General features: G+C 39.9%; 18 protein-coding genes. 9 read left to right on the top strand and 9 right to left on the bottom strand.

What is annotated here, in order from left to right:
- Window positions 1-78: 78 nt before the first annotated feature.
- Complete coding sequence (gmhB, locus tag HMPREF3263_RS08660; protein ID WP_005697434.1) at window positions 79-633, bottom strand: D-glycero-beta-D-manno-heptose 1,7-bisphosphate 7-phosphatase; 555 nt, start codon at window positions 631-633, stop codon at window positions 79-81.
- 174 nt (window positions 634-807) lie between these two features.
- Here gmhB and metN point away from each other — a divergent pair, with 174 nt between their 5' ends.
- The 3 genes from metN to HMPREF3263_RS08675 are packed head-to-tail and all read left to right on the top strand — an operon-like array spanning window position 808 to window position 3,395.
- Window positions 808-1,845: a methionine ABC transporter ATP-binding protein MetN gene (metN, locus tag HMPREF3263_RS08665; RefSeq protein WP_070853215.1), complete on the top strand. Its 1,038-nt coding sequence runs from the start codon at window positions 808-810 to the stop codon at window positions 1,843-1,845.
- On the top strand, window positions 1,835-2,527 hold the full coding sequence (locus tag HMPREF3263_RS08670; protein ID WP_049373857.1) for a methionine ABC transporter permease: 693 nt from the start codon (window positions 1,835-1,837) through the stop codon (window positions 2,525-2,527). Before metN ends, HMPREF3263_RS08670 begins: the two co-directional genes overlap by 11 nt.
- A 37-nt stretch (window positions 2,528-2,564) precedes the next feature.
- Window positions 2,565-3,395 (top strand): MetQ/NlpA family lipoprotein, encoded by an 831-nt coding sequence (locus HMPREF3263_RS08675; protein WP_049375805.1) that lies wholly within the window; start codon window positions 2,565-2,567, stop codon window positions 3,393-3,395.
- Window positions 3,396-3,581: 186 nt separating this feature from the next.
- Here HMPREF3263_RS08675 and rpoC read toward each other — a convergent pair whose 3' ends face one another.
- The 7 genes from rpoC to tal form a co-directional block, all read right to left on the bottom strand.
- Window positions 3,582-7,832, bottom strand: a complete 4,251-nt coding sequence (gene rpoC, locus HMPREF3263_RS08680) for a DNA-directed RNA polymerase subunit beta' (RefSeq protein ID WP_005697359.1) — start codon at window positions 7,830-7,832, stop codon at window positions 3,582-3,584.
- A gap of 123 nt (window positions 7,833-7,955) precedes the next feature.
- Window positions 7,956-11,984: a DNA-directed RNA polymerase subunit beta gene (gene rpoB, locus HMPREF3263_RS08685; protein ID WP_005700142.1), complete on the bottom strand. Its 4,029-nt coding sequence runs from the start codon at window positions 11,982-11,984 to the stop codon at window positions 7,956-7,958.
- Between the two features lie 296 nt (window positions 11,985-12,280).
- Complete coding sequence (gene rplL / locus HMPREF3263_RS08690; protein ID WP_005697375.1) at window positions 12,281-12,652, bottom strand: 50S ribosomal protein L7/L12; 372 nt, start codon at window positions 12,650-12,652, stop codon at window positions 12,281-12,283.
- A 54-nt stretch (window positions 12,653-12,706) separates the two neighbouring features.
- The gene (gene rplJ, locus HMPREF3263_RS08695) at window positions 12,707-13,198 is read right to left on the bottom strand and encodes a 50S ribosomal protein L10 (RefSeq protein WP_005694693.1); all 492 of its coding nucleotides are present in this window, start codon (window positions 13,196-13,198) and stop codon (window positions 12,707-12,709) included.
- A 312-nt stretch (window positions 13,199-13,510) separates the two neighbouring features.
- Complete coding sequence (locus HMPREF3263_RS08700) at window positions 13,511-13,900, bottom strand: RidA family protein (RefSeq protein WP_070853216.1); 390 nt, start codon at window positions 13,898-13,900, stop codon at window positions 13,511-13,513.
- A 30-nt stretch (window positions 13,901-13,930) separates the two neighbouring features.
- Window positions 13,931-14,677: an MlaA family lipoprotein gene (locus HMPREF3263_RS08705; protein WP_070853217.1), complete on the bottom strand. Its 747-nt coding sequence runs from the start codon at window positions 14,675-14,677 to the stop codon at window positions 13,931-13,933.
- Between the two features lie 199 nt (window positions 14,678-14,876).
- The gene (gene tal, locus HMPREF3263_RS08710; RefSeq protein ID WP_070853218.1) at window positions 14,877-15,830 is read right to left on the bottom strand and encodes a transaldolase; all 954 of its coding nucleotides are present in this window, start codon (window positions 15,828-15,830) and stop codon (window positions 14,877-14,879) included.
- Window positions 15,831-16,122: 292 nt separating this feature from the next.
- On the opposite strand from tal, the gene HMPREF3263_RS08715 reads away from it, so the two are divergent.
- The 5 genes from HMPREF3263_RS08715 (at window position 16,123) to oppF (ending at window position 21,670) form a co-directional block, all read left to right on the top strand.
- Window positions 16,123-17,748 (top strand): ABC transporter substrate-binding protein, encoded by a 1,626-nt coding sequence (locus HMPREF3263_RS08715; protein ID WP_070853219.1) that lies wholly within the window; start codon window positions 16,123-16,125, stop codon window positions 17,746-17,748.
- Between the two features lie 80 nt (window positions 17,749-17,828).
- The gene (oppB, locus tag HMPREF3263_RS08720) at window positions 17,829-18,749 is read left to right on the top strand and encodes an oligopeptide ABC transporter permease OppB (RefSeq protein ID WP_005700169.1); all 921 of its coding nucleotides are present in this window, start codon (window positions 17,829-17,831) and stop codon (window positions 18,747-18,749) included.
- A gap of 9 nt (window positions 18,750-18,758) precedes the next feature.
- On the top strand, window positions 18,759-19,694 hold the full coding sequence (gene oppC, locus HMPREF3263_RS08725) for an oligopeptide ABC transporter permease OppC (RefSeq protein WP_005697389.1): 936 nt from the start codon (window positions 18,759-18,761) through the stop codon (window positions 19,692-19,694).
- Between the two features lie 9 nt (window positions 19,695-19,703).
- Window positions 19,704-20,675: an ABC transporter ATP-binding protein gene (locus HMPREF3263_RS08730; RefSeq protein ID WP_005697400.1), complete on the top strand. Its 972-nt coding sequence runs from the start codon at window positions 19,704-19,706 to the stop codon at window positions 20,673-20,675.
- The gene (gene oppF, locus HMPREF3263_RS08735; protein WP_005697416.1) at window positions 20,672-21,670 is read left to right on the top strand and encodes a murein tripeptide/oligopeptide ABC transporter ATP binding protein OppF; all 999 of its coding nucleotides are present in this window, start codon (window positions 20,672-20,674) and stop codon (window positions 21,668-21,670) included. Before HMPREF3263_RS08730 ends, oppF begins: the two co-directional genes overlap by 4 nt.
- A 39-nt stretch (window positions 21,671-21,709) precedes the next feature.
- Here the strand turns inward: oppF and HMPREF3263_RS08740 are convergent, their stop codons facing one another.
- Complete coding sequence (locus tag HMPREF3263_RS08740; protein ID WP_070853220.1) at window positions 21,710-22,579, bottom strand: VirK/YbjX family protein; 870 nt, start codon at window positions 22,577-22,579, stop codon at window positions 21,710-21,712.
- Between the two features lie 115 nt (window positions 22,580-22,694).
- On the opposite strand from HMPREF3263_RS08740, the gene yihA reads away from it, so the two are divergent.
- Complete coding sequence (yihA, locus tag HMPREF3263_RS08745) at window positions 22,695-23,309, top strand: ribosome biogenesis GTP-binding protein YihA/YsxC (RefSeq protein ID WP_005697356.1); 615 nt, start codon at window positions 22,695-22,697, stop codon at window positions 23,307-23,309.
- Window positions 23,310-23,344 lie beyond the last annotated feature (35 nt).

Genomic DNA, 23,344 nt, shown 5'->3' on the forward strand with positions numbered 1-23,344 from the left:
TCTTTTTGTAAAAAAATGTAAATTTTTTCTCAGTTGAAGATCTTTTCGCCTATTCGCACAAAAAATAGATCATTTTTGTTACTTAATTAATCGTTTTGCGATTCTTGGTAGATCTGCAATAGAATCCAAAACATAGTCAGCGAGGTTCTCTCCCTCTTCTGTAATAGGTTTGCCTGTTCGCACTAAAATATTTGTTTTTACTTTTGCGCCAATGCCTGCTTTAAGATCTTCAATCTTATCGCCAACCATAATAGATTGTGCAGGATCGATTTTCAGCGCTTTAATCGCCTCTAATAACATGCCTGATTTCGGCTTTCTACATGCACAGTCTTCTTTATATTCGCCCTTCCCTTCTGGGTGATGAGGGCAATAGTAGATACCATCTAAATCCACACCACGATCAGCTAACGACCAATCCATCCATTCTGTTAGTTGTAAAAACTGATCTTCTGAAAAATATCCACGAGCAATGCCTGATTGATTGGTCACTAAAACCAAAAGATATCCCATTTCCTTTAATGCTTTTAATGCATCAATACTGCCTTCTATAAATTGGAAATCATCAATTTTATGGACATAACCATGGTCGATATTTAAAGTGCCATCACGATCTAAAAAAACAGCTTTCTTCATATATTTTCTCATTTATCTTTTTCTTAAGACAAAATTATCCCTTTTATCCTTAATATAAGCAATAATAAGTCATAACCGATCCGTCTAAAAAAGATCTCCTAAGATATTGACACAGCATTCTAGACGTCTAGAATACAAATGAAATTCAAATATTAACTGAGAACAAGGGCTTATATGATTAAGCTAAATAACATTACGAAGATTTTTACACTTCCAGATAAAAAACTGACCGCACTTGATAATGTTTCATTACATGTGCCGAAAGGTCAGATTTGTGGTGTCATTGGTGCTTCTGGCGCAGGCAAAAGTACACTTATCCGTTGTGTAAACTTATTAGAAAGACCGACTCACGGTGCAGTGATCATCGATGATGTGGATCTAACTCAACTTTCTGACGCTGAATTAGTGAAAACACGCCGTCAAATCGGTATGATTTTCCAACATTTTAATTTATTGACCTCTCGAACCGTTTTTGAAAACGTAGCATTACCACTTGAATTAGAAAATAAATCGAAAGCAGAAATTCAAGAAAAAACGACTGCACTTTTAGCACTTGTAGGATTAAGTGATAAACATAATGTATATCCTGCTAATCTCTCTGGTGGTCAAAAACAACGTGTAGCGATTGCGCGTGCACTAGCAAGCGATCCAAAAGTCTTACTTTGTGATGAAGCGACTAGTGCATTAGATCCAGCTACAACTCAATCCATTCTAAAATTATTAAAAGAAATCAACCGCACTTTAGGTATCACCATTCTTCTTATTACCCATGAAATGGAAGTAGTTAAACGCATCTGCGATCAAGTTGCCGTGATTGATAAAGGACGTCTGATTGAACAAGGCACGGTTAGCAAAATTTTCTCTAATCCGAAAACAGAATTGGCTCAAGAGTTTATCAGTTCTACCTTCCACATTACCTTGCCGGAAGAATATTTAGAAAATCTATCCGATACGCCAAAACATGCCAAATCGTATCCGATCATCAAATTTGAATTTACTGGTCGCTCCGTCGATGCACCATTACTTTCTCAAGCATCGAAAAAATTTGGCGTAGAGCTCAGTATCTTAACCTCACAAATTGATTATGCCGGTGGCGTAAAATTTGGCTTTACCATTGCGGAGGTTGAAGGTGATGAAGATGCGATTACGCAAGCCAAAGTTTATTTAATGGAAAATAACGTTCGAGTAGAGGTACTAGGCTATGTTCAATGATTTATGGGCAACATTTAGCCAACAATTCCCCGATAATTTTGCGAGTTTATTAACCGTATCGACCATTGAAACGGTTTATATGTCAGTATTATCGACATTAATTGCGGCTTTATTAGGCTTACCACTGGGTTTTTTAACCTTTTTAACCAATAAAGGGGCGATTTTAGAAAACAAAAAGCTCAATGCATTTTTAAACGTCATTATTAATATCGGGCGTTCAATTCCTTATATTATTTTATTACTCGCTTTAATTCCGCTAACGAGCTGGCTACTCCCTGGCGGTAGTATTGGTTCTAATGCTGCGATTGTGTCATTAAGTGCAGCTGCAACGCCATTTTTTGCACGTCTTACGAGTAATGCACTTTTTGAGATTCCAACCGGTTTGACTGAAACCGCAAAAGCCATGGGCGCAACCAATTGGCAAATTATTCGTAAATTCTATTTGCCTGAATCTTTACCAACGCTTATCAATGCGATTACACTCACTTTCGTGACATTAATTGGCTATACCGCAATGGCAGGAACACAAGGCGGTGGCGGTTTAGGAAGCCTCGCCATTAACTATGGCGTCTATCGTAATATGCCATCAGTAACTTGGGCAGCAACGATTGTTATCGTGATTATCGTGATGCTCAGTCAAAAATTAGGCGACACACTCGCAAAACGAGTGGATCACCGTTAATTATTTTCTACCATTTTATTCACAACAAGGAAAAAACATGAAATTAAAAAACTTATTTGCTATCACCGCTATCGCGTCAGCATTAGTATTAACAGGTTGTAAAGAAGAGAAAAAAGCAGATGCAGCATCAACTGCACCTGCTCCTACATCAATCAAAGTTGGTGTAATGGCGGGTCCTGAGCACCAAGTTGCAGAAACCGCGGCAAAAGTAGCAAAAGACAAATACAACTTAAATGTTGAATTTGTTTTATTCAATGACTACGCTTTACCAAACACGGCTGTATCTAAAGGTGATTTAGATGCTAACGCAATGCAACACAAACCTTACTTAGATGAAGATGTAAAAGCGAAAAACTTAAACAACTTAGTGATCGTTGGTAACACCTTTGTTTACCCACTTGCTGGTTATTCTAAAACCATCAAAAATGTAAATGACTTAAAAGAAGGCGCTAAAATCGTTGTTCCAAACGATCCTTCAAACCGTGGTCGTGCATTAATCCTTCTTGAGAAACAAGGTTTAATCAAACTTAAAAATTCTAACGATCTTCTTTCAACTGTCGCAGATATCGTTGAAAATCCGAAAAACTTAAAAATTTCTGAAGTGGATACCTCTGTTGCAGCTCGTGCATTAGATGATGTTGATCTTGCGGTTGTAAATAACACTTATGCGGGTCAAGTTGGCTTAAATGCACAAGATAACGGTGTATTCGTGGAAGATAAAGATTCTCCATACGTAAACATCATCGTTGCGCGTACTGATAACAAAGACAGCAAAGCGATCCAAGATTTCGTGAAAGCATACCAAACTGAAGAAGTTTACCAAGAAGCGAAAAAACACTTTAAAGATGGTGTTGTAAAAGGTTGGTAATCTTAGCTTAAGCAAAATATTTCAAAGCCACCGATAAGGTGGCTTTTTTATTGATGAAAAGAAAGTGCGGTCATTTTTACGATACTTTTCCAAACGAAAAACGCATCAAAAACTGACCGCACTTTTTGTATTAAGATAATAAAAAACCCTAGCCTAAACTCGGGTTTTCTTTTTATCGATTAGCGATTATTCTGCATCATCTGCCATATTAAGCATTTCTGCTAAGTTAGTTGTTGCATCATCTGCTGTCATCACGAATTCATCAGCAATTGCTGCTTCATCGTCTTCAGACAATTTAATCACAACATCGTCTACAATACGTTTTTTGTGACGACCTTGGTGATATGCAAAACCAGTACCAGCTGGGATTAAACGACCTACGATTACGTTCTCTTTCAAGCCTCGTAATTCATCACGTTTACCCGCCACTGCCGCTTCAGTAAGCACGCGAGTGGTTTCTTGGAACGATGCTGCAGAAATGAAGGATTCTGTCGCCAATGACGCTTTGGTAATACCCAGTAATTCACGTTCGAATTCAACTGGTGGTTTACCTTCCGCTTCACGTTTACGGTTAACAATTTTCACGCGAGCCACTTCAACTTGTTCCCCTTCGAGGAATTCGCTGTCATAAGCTTTCGTAATGACTGCTTTACGTAACATTTGACGTACGATAACTTCGATGTGCTTATCGTTAATTTTTACCCCTTGTAAGCGGTAAACTTCTTGTACTTCGTTCACGATATATTCAGTTACAGCACGAACACCGCGTAAACGTAAGATATCGTGTGGAGTCTCTGCACCATCAGAAATCACATCACCACGTTCTACCATCTCACCTTCAAATACGTTGAGTTGACGCCATTTTGGAATCATTTCTTCGTAGATTTCACCTTCAGTTGGGGTGATTAGCAAGCGACGTTTACCTTTGGTTTCTTTACCGAAGGACACGATACCTGAAATTTCTGCCAAGATTGCAGGCTCTTTCGGTTTACGTGCTTCGAATAAGTCAGCAACGCGTGGAAGACCACCAGTAATATCTTTAGTACCCACAGATTCTTGTGGAATACGTGCAAGTGGTTCACCCACTTTCACTTCCGCACCGTCATCTAAACTTACGATTGCTTTACCTGGTAAGAAGTATTGCGCAATAACGTCAGTTTCAGGTAAGAAGATATCGTTACCTTTTGCATCAACTAATTTGATGGTTGGACGTAAATCTTTACCTGCTGTTGCACGTTCACCCACATCTTGTACGACGATAGAAGAAAGACCAGTTAATTCATCCGTTTGACGGGTTACAGTTAAACCATCCACGATATCAACGAATTTCACAAAACCAGATACTTCAGAGACAACTGGCATAGTATGTGGATCCCAGTTTGCCACTGTTTCACCAGCAGACACTTCTTGACCGTCAGCTTTGTTCAATACAGTACCGTAAGGCACTTTATAATGTTCTTTCGTACGACCAAATGCATCAGTTACGGTTAATTCAGTATTACGAGAAGTTAAAACTAATTTACCTTCGTCATTAACAACGAATTTTGCGTTAGCAAGGTGTAAAGTACCGTTGTTTTTGATTTGTACGCTAGATTCTTTTGCTGCTGCAGAAGCTGCACCACCGATGTGGAACGTACGCATGGTTAACTGTGTACCTGGCTCACCGATTGATTGAGCAGCGATAACACCCACTGCTTCACCTTGGTTGATGAGGTGACCACGAGCTAAGTCACGACCATAACATTTCGCACAGACACCGAAATCAGTATCACAAGTTACAACAGAACGTACTTTTACGCTGTCCACGGAGTTTGCATCTAACACATCACACAGTTTTTCATCTAATAAGGTGTTACGTGCAATTAAGACTTCTTCTGTACCTGGTTTATACACATCTTCAGCCACAACACGACCTAACACTAATTCGCGAAGTGGAACTTTCTCATCTCCACCTTCGATTAATGGAGTCATGACTAAACCTTCGTGTGTACCACAGTCATCTTCAACGATCACTAAGTCTTGCGCTACGTCAACTAAACGACGAGTTAAGTAACCAGAGTTTGCTGTTTTTAATGCGGTATCCGCCAAACCTTTACGCGCACCGTGGGTTGAAATAAAGTACTGAAGTACGTTCAAACCTTCACGGAAGTTCGCTGTAATTGGGGTTTCGATGATCGAACCATCTGGACGCGCCATCAAACCACGCATACCTGCTAACTGACGAATCTGAGCTGCAGAACCACGCGCACCGGAGTCAGCCATCATAAAAATGCTGTTGAAAGAAGCTTGTTTCTCAGGGTTACCTTCACGGTTGATGACTTCTTCCTGAGATAAGTTTTCCATCATTGCTTTCGCTACACGCTCATTTGCTGCAGCCCAAATATCGATGACTTTGTTATAACGCTCACCCGCTGTTACAAGACCAGATTGGAACTGTTCTTGAATTTCAGCCACTTCAGCTTCCGCTGCAGAAATAATTTCGTATTTTTTCTCTGGGATAACCATATCGTCGATACCCACAGAAGAACCTGAACGTGCAGCATAAGCAAAACCGGTATACATAATATGGTCAGCAAACATTACTGCTTCTTTCAAACCTAAACGACGATAAGCTTCGTTGATAAGTTTAGAAATTGCTTTTTTACCTAATGTTTGGTTAAACAATGAATAAGGCATACCTTTTGGCGCGATCATCCATAAGATTGCACGACCGATAGTGGTATCGGTTAATGTGGTTTTCTCTTCGAATTCGCCTGCTTCATTTTTCACATATTCAGTAATACGTACTTTAACGCGAGAATGTAATTCTGCTTCACCTGTGCGATATGCTTTTTCAGCTTCGCGCGGATCTTGCAACAACATGCCTTCGCCTTTACCGTTCACTTTTTCACGGGTCATATAGTAAAGACCCAACACCACGTCTTGTGATGGAACGATAATAGGATCACCGTTTGCAGGTGAAAGTACGTTGTTGGTTGACATCATTAACGCACGTGCTTCTAACTGAGCTTCAAGTGTTAATGGTACGTGAACCGCCATTTGGTCACCATCGAAGTCCGCGTTGAACGCCGCACAAACGAGCGGGTGTAACTGGATTGCTTTACCTTCGATTAGAAGTGGTTCAAACGCTTGGATACCTAAACGGTGAAGTGTCGGTGCACGGTTCAATAGAATTGGGTGCTCACGAATAACTTCTGCCAAGATATCCCAAACGATCGCGTCTTCACGCTCAACCATTTTCTTAGCCGCTTTGATTGTAGTTGCATAACCACGGCTTTCTAATTTTGCATAGATAAACGGACGGAATAATTCCAATGCCATTTTCTTCGGTAAACCACATTGGTGTAAGTGCAAGTATGGACCTACAGTGATTACAGAACGGCCTGAATAGTCAACACGTTTACCTAATAAGTTTTGACGGAAACGACCTTGTTTACCTTTGATCATATCCGCAAGTGATTTCAATGGACGACGGTTAGAACCTGTAATCGCACGACCACGACGACCATTATCTAATAACGCATCAACAGATTCTTGTAACATACGTTTTTCGTTACGCACGATAATATCTGGCGCGATTAAATCCAATAAACGTTTTAAACGGTTGTTACGGTTGATTACACGACGATATAAATCGTTCAAGTCAGAAGTTGCAAAACGACCACCATCTAATGGTACTAACGGACGTAAATCTGGTGGAAGTACAGGTAATACAGTCATCACCATCCACTCTGGTTTGTTACCAGATTGTTGGAAAGCTTCTAATAATTTTAAGCGTTTAGTGATTTTCTTACGTTTTGTTTCAGAGTTAGTTTCTTGTAACTCTTCACGTAATTTTTCACATTCCACTTCAAGATCAATACCTTTAAGTAAATCTTGAATTGCTTCAGCACCCATTTTCGCTTCGAATTCATCTTGCCAGCGGTCTTCTGCATCAAGGAATTGTTCTTCAGTTAATAACTGTCCACGTTCCAAATCGGTCATACCCGGTTCAGTCACGATGTACATTTCAAAATAAAGCACACGTTCAATATCACGTAACGGCATATCAAGTAATAAACCGATACGGGACGGAAGTGATTTTAAGAACCAAATATGTGCAACTGGACAAGCCAATTCAATGTGGCCCATACGTTCACGACGCACTTTAGTTTGTGTTACTTCAACACCACATTTTTCACAAATCACACCACGGTGTTTTAAGCGTTTATATTTACCGCATAAACATTCGTAATCTTTTACTGGCCCGAAAATACGTGCACAGAAAAGACCGTCACGCTCAGGTTTGAACGTACGATAGTTGATTGTTTCAGGTTTTTTAACTTCACCAAATGACCAAGAACGGATCATGTCTGGAGAAGCTAACCCAATTTTAATCACATCAAAATCTTCACTGGTTTTTGATTGTGCTTTTAAAAACTTAACTAAGTCTTTCACAAATAGTCTCCTGTCGGAGTTAAGGGTTTCAAAGTGCGGTCAAAAATATTTTGTTTTTTAACCGCACTTCGGCGATTTCTTCCTTTTGCTTCCCCTGTGTACAGGGGAAGACCGGTTTGTCGATTACTCTTCGTCTAGCTCGATATTCAAACCAAGTGAACGGATTTCTTTCATAATTACGTTGAAAGATTCCGGTGTACCCGGATCCATTTGTTGGTTGCCACCGACGATGTTTTTATACATCTTCGTACGACCGTTCACGTCATCGGATTTCACGGTTAACATTTCTTGTAAGGTGTAAGCCGCACCGTATGCTTCAAGTGCCCATACCTCCATCTCACCGAAACGTTGACCACCGAATTGTGCTTTACCACCAAGTGGTTGTTGAGTAACAAGACTATAAGAACCAGTTGAACGAGCATGCATTTTGTCATCAACTAAGTGGTTCAATTTCAGCATGTACATATAACCTACGGTTACTGGACGCTCGAATTTCTCACCAGTACGACCATCGTATAACGTGATCTGACCTGAAGTTGGTAAGCCACCAAGTTTCAACATTTCTTTGATTTCTTGTTCATCCGCACCATCAAATACTGGTGTTGCTACCGGTAAACCTTTACGTAGGTTTTCTGCTAAACGCATGATTTCGTCATCGCTAAAGGTGCTTAAATCCACTTTTTGTGCGCCATGACCTAAATCGTATGCTTTTTGCATATAGCCACGAAGTTTCTCAACGTCTTGTTTTTGTTTGATCATCGCATTGATTTGATCACCGATACCTTTCGCCGCTAAGCCTAAGTGGGTTTCTAAGATCTGACCGATGTTCATACGAGACGGTACGCCCAGTGGGTTCAATACGATTTCAACTGGTTGACCATTTTCATCGTATGGCATATCTTCCACAGGGTTGATTTTTGAGATAACACCTTTGTTACCGTGACGACCCGCCATTTTATCACCCGGTTGGATATGACGTTTCACCGCAAGGTAAACTTTAACCACTTTTAACACGCCTGGTGCTAGGTCATCGCCTTTAATGATTTTCTTACGTTTTACTTCAAGTTTGTGTTCAAACTCTTTACGTAATTCTTCATATTGCTCAGCAAGCTGTTCTAATTGGTTTTGTTTTTCTTCATCTGAAATGGTTTGTTCTAACCATTTGGTGCGATCCATTTTATCTAATTGAGCCGCATCAATACCGCCAGCGATAAGTACATTACGCACACGAGCAAACAAGCCAGCTTCTAAGATTTCTAATTCATCAGAAAGGTCTTTCTTAGCTTGTTTTAACTGCATTTCTTCAATTTCTAATGCACGTTTGTCTTTTTCTACGCCATCACGGGTGAAGACTTGAACATCAATTACAGTACCGCTTACGCTATTTGGTACACGTAATGAAGAGTCTTTCACATCAGATGCTTTTTCACCGAAGATTGCACGTAACAATTTTTCTTCTGGTGTTAATTGTGTTTCGCCTTTAGGGGTTACTTTACCGACTAAGATGTCACCACCTTTCACTTCAGCCCCCACATAAACGATACCTGATTCATCCAATTTGCTTAATGCAGATTCACCTACGTTCGGAATATCCGCAGTAATTTCTTCAGAACCTAATTTAGTATCACGCGCCACACAAGATAATTCTTGAATGTGGATTGTTGTGAAGCGGTCTTGTTGTACAACACGCTCAGACACTAACATTGAGTCTTCGAAGTTATAACCATTCCAAGGCATGAATGCCACACGGATATTTTGACCTAATGCTAATTCACCTAAGTCTGTCGAAGGACCATCAGCTAAGACTTCACCACGGTTAATTGGATCGCCTAAATTCACACAAGGAATTTGGTTGATACACGTATTTTGGTTAGAACGGGTGTATTTAATTAAGTTATAAATATCGATACCCGCTTCGCCAGCTACGGTTTCATCTTCATTTACTTTGATAACGATACGAGAAGCATCAACGTATTGAACAGTACCACCACGCTTCGCGACAACCGCCACACCTGAGTCAAGTGCGATTGGTTTTTCCATACCTGTACCCACTAACGGCTTATCAGCACGTAAAGTAGGAACCGCTTGACGTTGCATATTCGCACCCATTAAGGCACGGTTCGCATCGTCATGCTCTAAGAATGGAATTAACGCTGCGGCCACAGATACCACTTGTTGGGTTGAAACGTCCATATAGTGAATTTCTTCTGGTTTATAAAGACCAGATTCACCACGTTCACCACGAGCAGTAACGAATGCATCTGTAAAACGGTTGTTCTCATCAAGGTTTGAGTTCGCCTGTGCAATGATGTAGTTTGCTTCATCAATTGCAGATAAATATTCGATTTCTTCGGTTACTTGACCATCAATCACTTTACGATATGGGGTTTCTAAGAAACCATAATCGTTCGTACGAGCAAACGCTGAAAGTGAGTTGATCAAACCGATGTTTGGACCTTCAGGGGTTTCGATTGGACATAAACGACCATAGTGAGTGTTATGTACGTCACGCACCTCAAAGCCTGCGCGTTCACGCGTTAAACCACCTGGACCTAATGCAGAAATACGACGTTTGTGTGTTACTTCTGATAATGGGTTGTTTTGGTCCATGAATTGCGAAAGTTGTGAAGAACCAAAGAATTCTTTCACTGCCGCAGAAATTGGTTTCGGATTAATTAAGTCTTGTGGTGTGATCGCATCTAAATCGCCTAAAGATAAACGCTCTTTAACTGCTCTTTCTACACGAACTAAACCAATACGGAATTGGTTTTCTGCCATTTCACCCACAGAACGAATACGACGGTTACCCAAGTGGTCGATATCATCCACTTCACCACGACCATTACGGATGTCGATGAGTTTTTTCATCACACGAATGATATCGTCGTTACTTAAAATCCCCGTACCCTCACCCTCAGGAATACCTAACGAACGATTAAACTTCATACGACCTACTGCAGATAAATCATAACGTTCTGCAGAGAAGAATAAGTTATTGAATAATGCTTCTGAAGATTCTGGTGTAGGTGGTTCACCTGGACGCATCATACGATAGATTTCATATAACGCACTTACACGATCGTAAGTTGGATCAACACGTAATGTTTCAGAAATATACGGACCGTAATCTAAGTCATTAGTGAATAATGTTTCGATCACTTTATAGCCTGCTTGCGATAATTTCGCTAACACTTCTAAAGAAATCTCACCATTTGCTGGACAAATGATTTCACCAGATTCAAGATCAACGTAATCTTTCGCTGCAACTTTACCTGCAATATATTCAGTTGGCACTTCAACTTGTGTCACATTATCTTTTTCTAATGCTTTGATGTGACGAGCAGTGATACGACGACCGCGTTCTACATAGACTTTGCCATTTGCTTCGATATCAAATGTCGCCGTTTCACCACGTAAACGTTCTGGCACTAATGTCATGAGTAATTTATTGCCAGCGATCTCGAAAGTTACTTTGTCGAAGAATAAGTTTAAGATTTCTTCAACGGTGTAACCTAACGCACGTAAAATAATGGTTGCCGGTAATTTACGACGACGGTCAATACGCGCATATAAGTTATCTTTTGGATCAAATTCGAAATCTAACCAAGAACCACGGTAAGGAATAATACGTGCGTTATAAAGCACTTTACCTGAAGAGTGTGTTTTACCTTTGTCAGAATCAAAGAATACGCCCGGGCTACGGTGTAATTGTGAAACGATAACACGCTCAGTACCATTGATGACAAAGGTACCGTTGTCAGTCATTAATGGGATTTCACCCATATATACTTCGCTTTCTTTAATATCTTTGACTGCGCGTGATGAAGATTCTTTATCGTAGCTAACTAAACGTAATTTTACGCGTAAGCCTGCTGCATAAGTTGAACCACGAATTTGACATTCACGTACATCAAATTCTGGCTCTTCTAGACGGTAATCAACATATTGTAATTCTGTATAACCGTTATTGCTTACGATTGGAAAAACAGAACGGAATGCAGCTTCTAAGCCTTGTTGACCTTCAGGATCTTTTTGAATGAATTTATCAAAAGAATCTAATTGGATAGTTAATAAATAAGGTACATTTAAAACTTGCGGACGTTTGCCGAAGTCTTTACGAATTCGTTTTTTCTCAGTATAGGAGTAACCCATTATTGGTTTTCCTCTGTAAATTTTAGTGAGACCGAGTTGATATAAAAAAGTGCGGTCAAATTGATTGACGCTTTTTATTTATATCGGAGATTGACGCCGTTTCGGATACCGCACTCTGAACCTTACTTCTGTAGTGGGCTACTTAAATTAAAACGTCTGATTAATTTAAGTGGAAACAGATACCATTAAACGGAAAATGCCTATCTGTTTTTTATGCTGTTTTTGATAGCACAAAATGGCTGATGGTAAACCACCAGCCATTAAGCCTGAGAAACAGGACATAAGTGAATCAAAAATTATTTGATTTCTACTTTTGCACCAGCTTCTTCTAATTCTTTCTTAAGTGCTTCAGCTTCTTCTTTAGAAACGCCTTCTTTTAAGTTAGCTGGAGCAGATTCAACTAAGTCTTTAGCTTCTTTTAAGCCTAAACCAGTTGCACCACGTACTGCTTTGATAACTGCTACTTTGTTAGCACCAGCTTCAGCAAGAACTACGTCGAATTCAGTTTTTTCTTCTGCCGCTGCTGCTGCACCGCCAGCTGCTGGAGCTGCTGCTACTGCTGCTGCAGAAACGCCGAATTTTTCTTCCATCGCTGCGATTAATTCAACGATTTCAGTTACAGATTTAGAAGCGATCGCTTCAATGATTTGTTCGTTAGTTAATGACATAACAATCAATTCCTAAAATTAATAAAGTTAAATGAAGTAAGAAACGCTTAATGATTAAGCTGCTTCTTGTAATTTGTCGCGTAATGCCGCAAAAGTGCGAACAAGTTTGCCTGCCGCAGCTTCTTTCATTGTGCCCATTAAACGTGCAATTGCTTCTTCGTAAGTTGGTAATGTTGCTAAGAATTCAACATCTTGGATCTTACCTTCAAAGGCTGCACCTTTAATTTCAAACTTATCGTTTGCTTTAGCAAAATCTTTGAACAAACGTGCTGCTGCACCTGGGTGTTCATTAGAAAATGCGATAAGTGTTGGACCTACAAACGTATCTTGTAAGCATTCGAAATCAGTGCCTTCAACCGCACGACGTAATAAAGTATTACGAACAACGCGCATTGTTACACCAGCTTCACGAGCTGCTTTACGTAATTCAGTCATTTTATCAACAGTTACACCGCGAGAGTCCGCGATTACTGCTGAAAGTGCACCTTTGGCTGCTTCATTTACTTCGGCAACAATTGCTTGTTTGTCTTGAAGATTTAATGCCATTGGCTTTTAGCTCCTGAATACACTCCGATTTCTCGGAATTAATTTACCTCATCGAAAGAGTTATCTTTCAGACTAGGACGACTTCGGTGCCCAGAAGCAAGAAATATTCTTATTCTGTTCACCATCTACGTAGGATTATTAAGATGATTATTGCCAACCATTCCCTACGGTCTTGGACGGGGCTTGAATAGGTCAAGCACCAACCAGAAATTTTACGCTAAGCGTAATTTAGGAGCGAGATTATAATGATTAACCTCGCTCTTGTAAAGTCTATTGTAGAAAAAATCTGCAGATTTTAACCGCACTTTACGATTATTTTCTTACTGCAATCGCTTCGATTTCTAAGCCAACATCTTTTGGTAAGCGAGCAACTTCTACGCAAGAACGAGCAGGGAAATTCGGGTGATTATTTTCTTTAAAGAATTTCTCATACTCTGCATTTACTGCACCAAAATCATTAAGATCTTTCACAAACACCGTGGTTTTTACAATATCACCCACTTTCAAACCAGCCTGTTCAATAATGGCTTTCACATTTTCTAACGATTGACGCGCCTGAGCTACAATATCTTTTGGCACTTCACCCGTTGCTGGATTAACCGGGATTTGACCTGATGTTAAAACTAAATTACCTAAATCTACCGCTTGAACATAGGGACCGATTGCTGCTGGGGCTTTTTCTGTGTGAATGATTTTAGTCATGATATTTTCCTTTAACATTAAGTATTCTGATTAGTCGATCTCTTTTAACACATCATCAGACAGTTCTTTCTGTGAACTTTCTTTTACTTTGCCATCATTTACTTTAAATTCTAAATTCTGATAATAAGCTTCGCGGAAAGTAACATAAGGATCTTGGGCTTGATTGAGCAATTCTGTTTGGTCCAATGTTTTCGAGCGTTTATCTACGGCTTGCACACCATATTTTACAAGTGACCACGGACCACCTACCCAATTCCAGAATGGATAGGTATAAGCTGCATCGACTACTGCCCCCGTTAATTGACGAGGTGTCGTCGCATTATAGATAGGCAATACAATATAGGCTCCCGCATCTACACCGTAGGTACCCAATGTTTCACCAAAGCTACGTTGATCGTAAACTTGTAATTCCTTGCTTGCACTGGCAAAGTCAAATAATCCACCGATACCAAAGGTGGAGTTAATCCAGAAACGGTTGAAGTGAACAAAGGCTTTTTTCGGTTCACCTTCTAATAAACGGTTCACAAAGCTCACTGGCTCATCTAAGTTATTTGCCACATTAGCTAAACCTTTTGTGACCGGTGTCGGCACGTAATCACGCCAGCCTTTCGCTGCAGGTTCTAACACATAACGGTCCATGACTTTATAGTTAAAATCAAACATCGTGCGGTTAAAACTTTCTAATTTATCATTGCGTTCACCATCTGCTTTGGTTGCACAACCCGTTAATAAAACTGTTGTCATTAAGCCGACCGCAAGTAAAGGTGTTTTTTTCATTCCACTTTCCTATCACAAAAAATTGTCTTTATTCTAACCAACTTGAAAGATAATTACAAAAAATTTATTAAAACCTAGAGATGACTTTTCTGTTAGCTATGTTTAATCATGGTGCTTTTTAGTTTTCCAAAAATGACTTTTGTTCCCTGCATAAACAAAAAGTGCGGTTATTTCTAACCGCACTTTCTTATCTATTAAATTAAAGTTTTGCTGAAAGCATTGCTTCTAATTTCTCTTGGTCAACTGCAAATTTGCGAATTCCCTCTGCTAATTTCTCAACAGCCATCGCATCGCTGTTATGTTGCCAGTAGAATTCTGCTTCTGTTAATGGTTGAGGTTTCGCTTTTACTTCACCTTTGTAGTCTAGTTTACGTACAAGTGCGGTTGAATTTTCCTGTAATTCTTTAAGTAAAGCGGGTGCAATAGTTAAACGATCACAACCTGCTAATTCAATAATTTCACCTACATTACGGAAACTTGCACCCATTACCACTGTTTTATAACCGTATTCTTTGTAGTAGTTATAAATTTTGGTTACAGAAATGACACCTGGGTCTTCTGCTGGAGCATATTCTTTTTTATCAGTATTTGCTTTGTACCAGTCTAAGATACGACCGACGAATGGCGAAATTAAGTAAACCCCTGCTTCAGCACACGCACGTGCTTGGGCTTCAGAGAATAATAAAGTTAAGTTACAGTTAATGCCTTCTTTTTCAAGAATCTCTGCTGCACGAATACCTTGCCATGTTGACGCAATTTTGATCAAGATACGATCATTTGAAATACCTGCCGCATTATAAAGTGCGATAAGTTTACGTGCTTTTTCAACGGTTGCTTGGGTATCGTAAGAAAGACGCGCATCCACTTCCGTTGAAATACGTCCTGGGACAATTTTTAAAATTTCTAAACCGATGTTTACCGCTAATTTATCTTCCGCATCAATTAATTGTTGCGCTTTATCTGCACTTTGCGCTTTGGCATAAGCAATCGCTTCATCAATTAATGGTGTATATTGTGGTAATGCTGAAGCACTTAAAATTAAAGATGGGTTTGTTGTTGCATCTTGTGGTTGGTATTTTTTAATTGCATCAATATCGCCCGTATCAGCCACGACGACGGTCATACTACGAAGTGAATCTAACTGAGTTGTCATTATATTCTCCTTGAATGGATTTGTTTGAATTCAACTGCCTTACGATAGCATAATTAGCTTTAAAAGGGTAATTCGTCCATGAAAATATTTACGATAGGGAAAACCAATATATTCTAGATTCACCCTCTCATACCATCACTTTTAGCAATTTTTTCGCAATTTATTAGATACAAATCACAAAACGTTATTTTTCTTTAAATAATCACCTTACAAATCTTTACAAACATGAATTTTTGAGCTAATAAGAGAAAGACTCTTTATAAAAATATCGCCTAATGACAAGGAGGCTCAAATGCAACACAAACTACTTTTCTCTGCAATTGCTCTTGCTCTTTCCTATTCTGCGCAAGCAGTTATAGTACCTGAGGGAACGCAATTAGATGAAAAACAACATATCGTCATCAATAACGGGGCTGAACCACAAAGTTTTGACCCACAAAAAACTGAAGGTGTACCTGAATCTAGCGTTGCTTATCAATTACTTGAAGGCCTCGTCACCTCAGACTCTGAAGGTAAACTTCAACCGGGTGTAGCTGAAAGCTGGGAAAACACACCAGACTTTAAAACTTGGACATTCCATTTACGTAAAGATGCCAAATGGTCAAATGGTGATCCCGTTACCGCGCACGATTTCGTGTTTGCTTGGCGTCGTTTAGTGGATCCTGCAACTGCAGCGCCTTATGCAAGTTACTTAAGTTACTTACAAGTAGAAAATGCACAAGACATTATTGACGGTAAGAAAAAACCGGCTGAATTAGGTGTTGAAGCAAAAGATGATTACACCTTTGTGGTTCATGCAACCAATCCTGTGCCTTATGCAGTCAGTTTAACGACTCACCAATCCTTATTGCCATTACCACAAAAAGTGGTCGAAAAATTGGGTGATGCATGGGTGAAAAAAGAAAACTACGTGGGTAATGGTGCATATAAACTGGCTAACCACATTATTAACGAAAAAATCGAATTTGAACGTAATCCACTTTATTGGAACGATAAAGAGACTGTCATTAACAGCGCAACATTCCTTGCGATTGAAAATCCAAGTACTGATGTGGCGCGTTATCGTGCAGGCGATTTAGATATGACGAACTACGCCTTACCACCAGAACAATTTGCTAAATTACAAAAAGAATTGCCTGGTGAAGTATTCACTACTCGTACTCTCGCGACCTATTCTTACGAATTAAACAACAAGAAAGCGCCTTTTGATAATGTGAATATTCGTAAAGCCTTGAATTTATCCCTTGACCGTAATGTGATCACCGATAAAGTTTTAGGTCAAGGTCAAACACCAACCTATGTGTTTACGCCGACTTACATCGAAGAAGGCCAGCTCATTCAACAACCTGCTTATTCAAAAGAACCGATGGCACAACGTAATGAAGAAGCCATTAAACTCTTAGAAGAAGCTGGTTACAGCAAAGCAAATCCGTTGAAATTCAGCATTCTTTACAACACCAATGAAAACCACAAAAAAGTGGCCATTGCTGCGGCATCTATGTGGAAAGCAAACACTAAAGGTTTAATTGATGTGAAATTAGAAAACCAAGAGTGGAAAACCTACATTGATAGTCGTCGTGCAGGTCGTTACGACGCGGCACGTGCAGGATGGAATGCGGATTACAACCAAGCAACAACATTCGGCAACTATTTCTTATCTAATTCGAGTAACAATACCGCGAAATATGCGAACCCTGAATACGATAAAGCCATTGCTGAATCTTATGTCGCAACGGATGCGGAAGGACGTGCAAAGGCCTACGCGAAAGCCGAAGAAATTCTTGCAAAAGATTTCGGTATCGTGCCAATCTTTAACTATGTAAATCCTCGCTTAGTGAAACCTTACGTAAAAGGCTATTCAGGCAAAGATCCACAAGATCACATTTACTTACGCAACCTTTATATTATTAAACATTAATTCGTTGCTCGTATTTAAGTGCGGTTAAAAATTATCGTGTTTTTTGACCGCACTTTTCGCCCATTTTGGTTGGAGTTGTTATGCTCAAGTTTATTTTTAAACGGCTGTTGGAAGCCTTACCAACGCTGTTTATTTTGATTACTTTTTCCTTCTTTCTGATGCGTCTCGCCCCTGGTAGCCCGTTCACCTCAGAACGTGCTTATCCACCAGAAGTCATGGCAAATATCGAAGCGAAGTATCATTTAAATGAACCTTTACATAAACAATACTTTCTTTATTTGGAAAATCTTTCCAAAGGCGATTTTGGTCCCTCTTTTAAATATAAAGATCAATCGGTCAATGATTTAATCGCATCAGCCTTCCCAGTTTCCTTAAAATTAGGGATGGTCGCTTTCGCCTTTGCAGTAGTATTAGGTGTCACAGCGGGTACGCTTGCCGCGCTCAATCAAAATAGCCGTTGGGATTATATTTTGATGAGTTTCTCAATGCTTGGCGTCATTATGCCAAGCTTCGTCTTCGCACCAGTCTTAGTGCTGATTTTCGCCATTTATTTAGGTTGGTTACCTGCTGGCGGTTGGAATGGCGGTTCAGCAATGTACATTATTTTACCCGTAGCCTCCTTAACTATCGCTTATGTTGCAGGGATTGCGCGTATCATGCGTGGTTCAATGATTGAAGTGTTGCATTCCAACTTTATTCGTACCGCTAAAGCCAAAGGGCTTTCAACCTCAAGAATCATTTTAAAACATGCTTTACGCCCTGCTCTTTTACCCGTAATTACCTATTTAGGTCCGGCTTTCGTAGGGATTATTACCGGCTCAATGGTCATCGAAAGCGTATTTGGTTTGCCTGGCATGGGCTTGTTATTTGTAAACGGTGCCTTAAACCGTGATTACTCTTTAGTTTTGAGTCTCACTATTTTAGTGGGGACATTAACCATTTTATTTAATGCGATCGTGGATATTTTATACGCTATCATCGATCCAAAAATTCGTTATTAAGGATAAGTTATGACAGATTATCGTACTCAGCCGATTAATCAGAAAAATGCGGATTTTGTGAAACAAGTGGCTGACCGTATTGAAGAAATGCAACTGGAAGGCCGCAGCCTATGGCAAGATGCGAAACGCCGTTTTTTCCGCAATAAAGCGGCCGTTGCCAGTCTGATTATTTTGGCGTTTATTATTGTATTTATTACCGTAGCACCTTGGTTCTTCCCATTTACCTATGAAGATACCGATTGGAATATGATGAGCTCCCCACCAACAATGGAAGGCTATCACTTCTTCGGTACCGATGCTTCAGGTCGAGACTTATTGATACGTACTGCTATTGGTGGACGTATTTCATTATTGGTCGGGATCGCGGGTGCTTTCATTTCCGTAACTATCGGCACAATTTATGGAGCAATTTCAGGCTACGTAGGCGGTAAAACAGATATGTTGATGATGCGCTTTTTAGAGATTCTCAGCTCATTTCCATTTATGTTTTTCGTGATTTTGTTAGTGACTCTTTTTGGCCAAAACATTTTCTTAATTTTTATCGCAATCGGGGCCATTGCTTGGCTTGGTCTCGCTCGTATCGTACGTGGTCAAACGCTTAGTTTGAAAAATAAAGAATTCGTCGAAGCCGCCATCGTTTGTGGCGTACCTCGTCGCCAAATCATTTTTAAGCACATCATTCCAAATGTATTGGGCTTAGTGGCAGTTTACGCCTCGCTTGAAGTACCTGGACTTATTCTTTTCGAATCATTCTTAAGCTTCTTAGGCTTAGGTACACAAGAGCCAATGAGTAGCTGGGGTGCGCTCTTAAGTGATGGTGCTGCGCAAATGGAGGTGTCGCCTTGGTTATTAATTTTCCCGGCATTTTTCCTTTGTCTTACACTGTTTTGTTTTAACTTTATCGGTGACGGGTTGCGTGACGCACTTGATCCGAAAGATAGATAGGAGCGAATTATGAATCCTTTATTAGATGTAAAAAATCTCTACGTTCGCTTCAAAACACCAGATGGCGTCGTCACCGCAGTGAATGACCTAAACTTCACGCTCAATGCAGGAAGCACGCTGGGAATCGTAGGTGAAAGTGGCTCAGGCAAGTCACAAACTGCCTTTGCTTTAATGGGCTTATTGGCGGCCAATGGTACAGTGGAAGGCTCGGCCATTTTTGAAGGAAAAGAATTGGTTAATTTACCAAAGGCTGAATTAAATAAAATTCGTGCCGAACAAATTTCCATGATTTTCCAAGACCCAATGACATCACTTAATCCTTACATGAAAATCGGTGAACAGCTCATGGAAGTGCTACAGTTGCACAAAGGTTATGATAAACAAACAGCCTTTGCTGAATCGGTGAAAATGCTGGATGCGGTCAAAATGCCAGAAGCTAAAAAACGCATGGGCATGTATCCACACGAGTTTTCAGGTGGTATGCGTCAACGGGTGATGATTGCGATGGCCTTATTATGTCGTCCAAAACTACTGATTGCTGATGAGCCCACCACCGCTTTAGATGTGACCGTTCAAGCGCAAATCATGACCTTGTTAAATGAGTTAAAACGTGAATTTAATACCGCGATTATTATGATTACTCATGATCTTGGTGTCGTGGCGGGTATTTGCGATCAAGTGATGGTGATGTATGCCGGACGAACCATGGAATACGGCACGGCAGAGCAAATTTTCTATCATCCAACCCATCCTTATTCTATTGGCTTAATGGATGCAATTCCTCGCTTAGATGGCAATGAAGAGCACTTGGTCACCATTCCAGGCAATCCACCGAATTTATTGCATTTGCCAAAAGGTTGCCCGTTCTCACCTCGTTGCCAATTTTCTACCGAACAATGCCAAACTGCACCAAAACTTACCGCATTTAATGAAGGTCAATTACGCAATTGTTGGTTACCCGTGGAGAAATTTACCCTATGACAATTTCAAATAACAAAGAATTACTCCTTGAAGTCAATCACTTAGGCGTTAGTTTTAAAATTAAAAACGATAAATCCATTTTCTTCGCCAAACCGCAAACCTTAAAAGCGGTGAAGGATGTGTCTTTTAAACTTTACGCAGGTGAAACTCTCGGTGTAGTAGGTGAATCCGGTTGCGGTAAATCCACACTTGCACGCGCTATTATCGGTTTAGTCGAAGCGAGTGAAGGGGAAATCTTGTGGCTTGGTAAAAATTTACGAAAACAATCACCGAAACAATGGAAAGAAACGCGTAAAGACATTCAAATGATTTTCCAAGACCCTCTCGCCTCTCTCAATCCGCGAATGAATATTGGTGAAATTATTGCTGAGCCATTAAAAATTTACCAACCGCACTTAAGCGCTGCTGAAGTGAAAGAAAAAGTACAAGCGATGATGTTGAAAGTCGGGCTTTTACCAAACTTGATTAACCGCTATCCGCATGAGTTTTCTGGTGGCCAATGTCAGCGTATCGGTATTGCTCGCGCCTTAATCATTGAACCGAAAATGATCATTTGCGATGAGCCCGTTTCTGCATTGGATGTGTCCATTCAAGCACAAGTAGTGAATTTATTAAAGTCGCTACAAAAAGAAATGGGGCTTTCATTAATTTTCATCGCCCATGACTTAGCGGTGGTAAAACACATTTCTGACCGCGTGTTGGTGATGTATTTAGGTAATGCCATGGAATTAGGCAGCGATGAGGAAGTGTATAACAACACTAAACATCCTTATACCAAAGCCTTAATGTCTGCTGTTCCGATTCCCGATCCGAAATTGGAACGCAATAAGTCCATCGAATTACTTGAAGGTGAGCTACCTTCGCCAATTAATCCGCCGTCTGGTTGCGTGTTCCGTACTCGCTGCCTAAAAGCCGATGAAAATTGTGCGAAACAAAAACCACCTTTCACCAGCCAAAACAACAGCCATTTTGTGGCTTGCTTGAAGGTCTTATAAAACAAAAAGTGCGGTCAACATTCGCCGCACTTTTTACTTTTACAATTCTAATTTTTCTTCAATCACTTTAGCCAAATCATCTAGCATTGCATAGCGTTTGCTATACATAGAACGTTTCTTACTCGGTACCTCATCAAGATTTCTATCGATCTCTAAAGGCAATTCCCAATAGTCTTTCAACTGTCCACCTGATTCAGAAAAAATCGCATCATAATCTACAACATAATGTGAACTTTGAATAAAACGCGATTTATTTTGATATTTTTGAGGAATACCTAACAATTGATTAAAACCTAATGCTTTCGTCAATGCTTTCATCGTTTCTACCATCAAATAAGCAGGGCGTAAACCATGGCAAGTTTTTGTAAGTTGCTTCACCATCTCTTTGGAACCTTCAAAATTGGGTCCCTGCACCACAGAAATAAGTAATGCCTCATCAAGTTTGGCAAAAGTAAGCAAATACACTAATTCATTACGTGGTTTATGCCATAATTCCAATACCCAATAGCCTTCCATCGGTTGGTGCGTGGTCATCGACAATGTCATCTCAAAATCAGGAATCACTTCACCAAAACTTAATGGCGTTTTATAAATGAGTACTGAAAGTGCGGTCAATTTTTCAGGTAAAAAAAGTAGATTGTCGCAGATAGCTTGGAAACGCTGTTTGCTATTAAAACGTTTATCTAAAAAACGATAAACTAATGGGTAGCTATAATCTGCACGCTCATTTAATAATGTGACAAGAAAAGGATGCTGATTAATAAATTGCTCAAAGTGAACAATTGAGCCTCGATGTAAAAAAGAGCGAAGACGATAACGTAGGCGCTTAAGCGCATAAGAACGCCCAGGCCTATCTGGATAAACGGCTTCCGCTTTTGGCCAGCGATATTGATTCTCTTGAGATTCCATAATGATTAATATAATTAAAAAGATGCGTTAAATTATGCAAAGCGCGCATTCTCTCATAATTTCAGCAATTTTTCTATTTGTGATATGCTAAGGTCAATTGATGAAAGGAACCATTATGTCTGAAATTAAACTAAATTATCATAAAACGCATTTTCTTACGAGCGCCCCCAATATTCGTTCCATCCCAGAAGATACAGGGATTGAAATTGCTTTTGCTGGACGTTCAAATGCCGGAAAATCAACCGCACTTAATGCATTAACAAATCAAAAAAGCTTAGCCAGAACTTCAAAAACTCCTGGTCGTACACAGCTCATCAACCTTTTTGAGGTGGAACCGAATTGTAAACTAGTGGATTTACCTGGCTATGGCTATGCTGCCGTTCCTGAGAAAATGAAAATCGAGTGGCAAAAATCCCTCGGGGAATATTTGCAAAAACGCGAATGCTTAGGCGGGCTTGTTGTTCTGATGGATATTCGTCATCCGTTAAAAGATCTTGATCAACAAATGATCGAATGGGCAGTTTCTGCTGATTTACCGGTCATGTTACTTTTAACTAAAGCGGATAAACTCAGCCAAAATGCACGTAGCAAACAAGTCAAAATAGTACGTGAAGCGATTTTACCCTTCCAAGGTGATATTCAAGTCGAAGCCTTTTCTGCACAAAATAAAATTGGTATTGATAAATTAGCGACCAAATTAGATAGTTGGTTTGCGCCACTTTTTTCGTAATTTTTGATAAAGAAAAAGTAATTTCTGCGATCAAG

The sequence above is a fragment of the Haemophilus sp. HMSC61B11 genome (genome assembly GCF_001838615.1).
Classification (GTDB): domain Bacteria; phylum Pseudomonadota; class Gammaproteobacteria; order Enterobacterales; family Pasteurellaceae; genus Haemophilus_D; species Haemophilus_D parainfluenzae_AD.

Bases quoted from the DNA above. Each gene is read 5' to 3' on its own strand.
- HMPREF3263_RS08715 (WP_070853219.1), top strand. From the start codon at position 16,123: ATGCAACACAAACTACTTTTCTCTGCAATTGCTCTTGCTCTTTCCTAT.
- tal (WP_070853218.1), bottom strand. From the start codon at position 15,830: ATGACAACTCAGTTAGATTCACTTCGTAGTATGACCGTCGTCGTGGCT.
- HMPREF3263_RS08730 (WP_005697400.1), top strand. From the start codon at position 19,704: ATGAATCCTTTATTAGATGTAAAAAATCTCTACGTTCGCTTCAAAACA.
- rpoB (WP_005700142.1), bottom strand. From the start codon at position 11,984: ATGGGTTACTCCTATACTGAGAAAAAACGAATTCGTAAAGACTTCGGC.
- rplL (WP_005697375.1), bottom strand. From the start codon at position 12,652: ATGTCATTAACTAACGAACAAATCATTGAAGCGATCGCTTCTAAATCT.
- yihA (WP_005697356.1), top strand. From the start codon at position 22,695: ATGTCTGAAATTAAACTAAATTATCATAAAACGCATTTTCTTACGAGC.
- oppB (WP_005700169.1), top strand. From the start codon at position 17,829: ATGCTCAAGTTTATTTTTAAACGGCTGTTGGAAGCCTTACCAACGCTG.
- rplJ (WP_005694693.1), bottom strand. From the start codon at position 13,198: ATGGCATTAAATCTTCAAGACAAACAAGCAATTGTTGCCGAAGTAAAT.
- metN (WP_070853215.1), top strand. From the start codon at position 808: ATGATTAAGCTAAATAACATTACGAAGATTTTTACACTTCCAGATAAA.
- HMPREF3263_RS08705 (WP_070853217.1), bottom strand. From the start codon at position 14,677: ATGAAAAAAACACCTTTACTTGCGGTCGGCTTAATGACAACAGTTTTA.
- HMPREF3263_RS08675 (WP_049375805.1), top strand. From the start codon at position 2,565: ATGAAATTAAAAAACTTATTTGCTATCACCGCTATCGCGTCAGCATTA.
- oppF (WP_005697416.1), top strand. From the start codon at position 20,672: ATGACAATTTCAAATAACAAAGAATTACTCCTTGAAGTCAATCACTTA.
- HMPREF3263_RS08740 (WP_070853220.1), bottom strand. From the start codon at position 22,579: ATGGAATCTCAAGAGAATCAATATCGCTGGCCAAAAGCGGAAGCCGTT.
- HMPREF3263_RS08670 (WP_049373857.1), top strand. From the start codon at position 1,835: ATGTTCAATGATTTATGGGCAACATTTAGCCAACAATTCCCCGATAAT.
- gmhB (WP_005697434.1), bottom strand. From the start codon at position 633: ATGAAGAAAGCTGTTTTTTTAGATCGTGATGGCACTTTAAATATCGAC.
- oppC (WP_005697389.1), top strand. From the start codon at position 18,759: ATGACAGATTATCGTACTCAGCCGATTAATCAGAAAAATGCGGATTTT.
- HMPREF3263_RS08700 (WP_070853216.1), bottom strand. From the start codon at position 13,900: ATGACTAAAATCATTCACACAGAAAAAGCCCCAGCAGCAATCGGTCCC.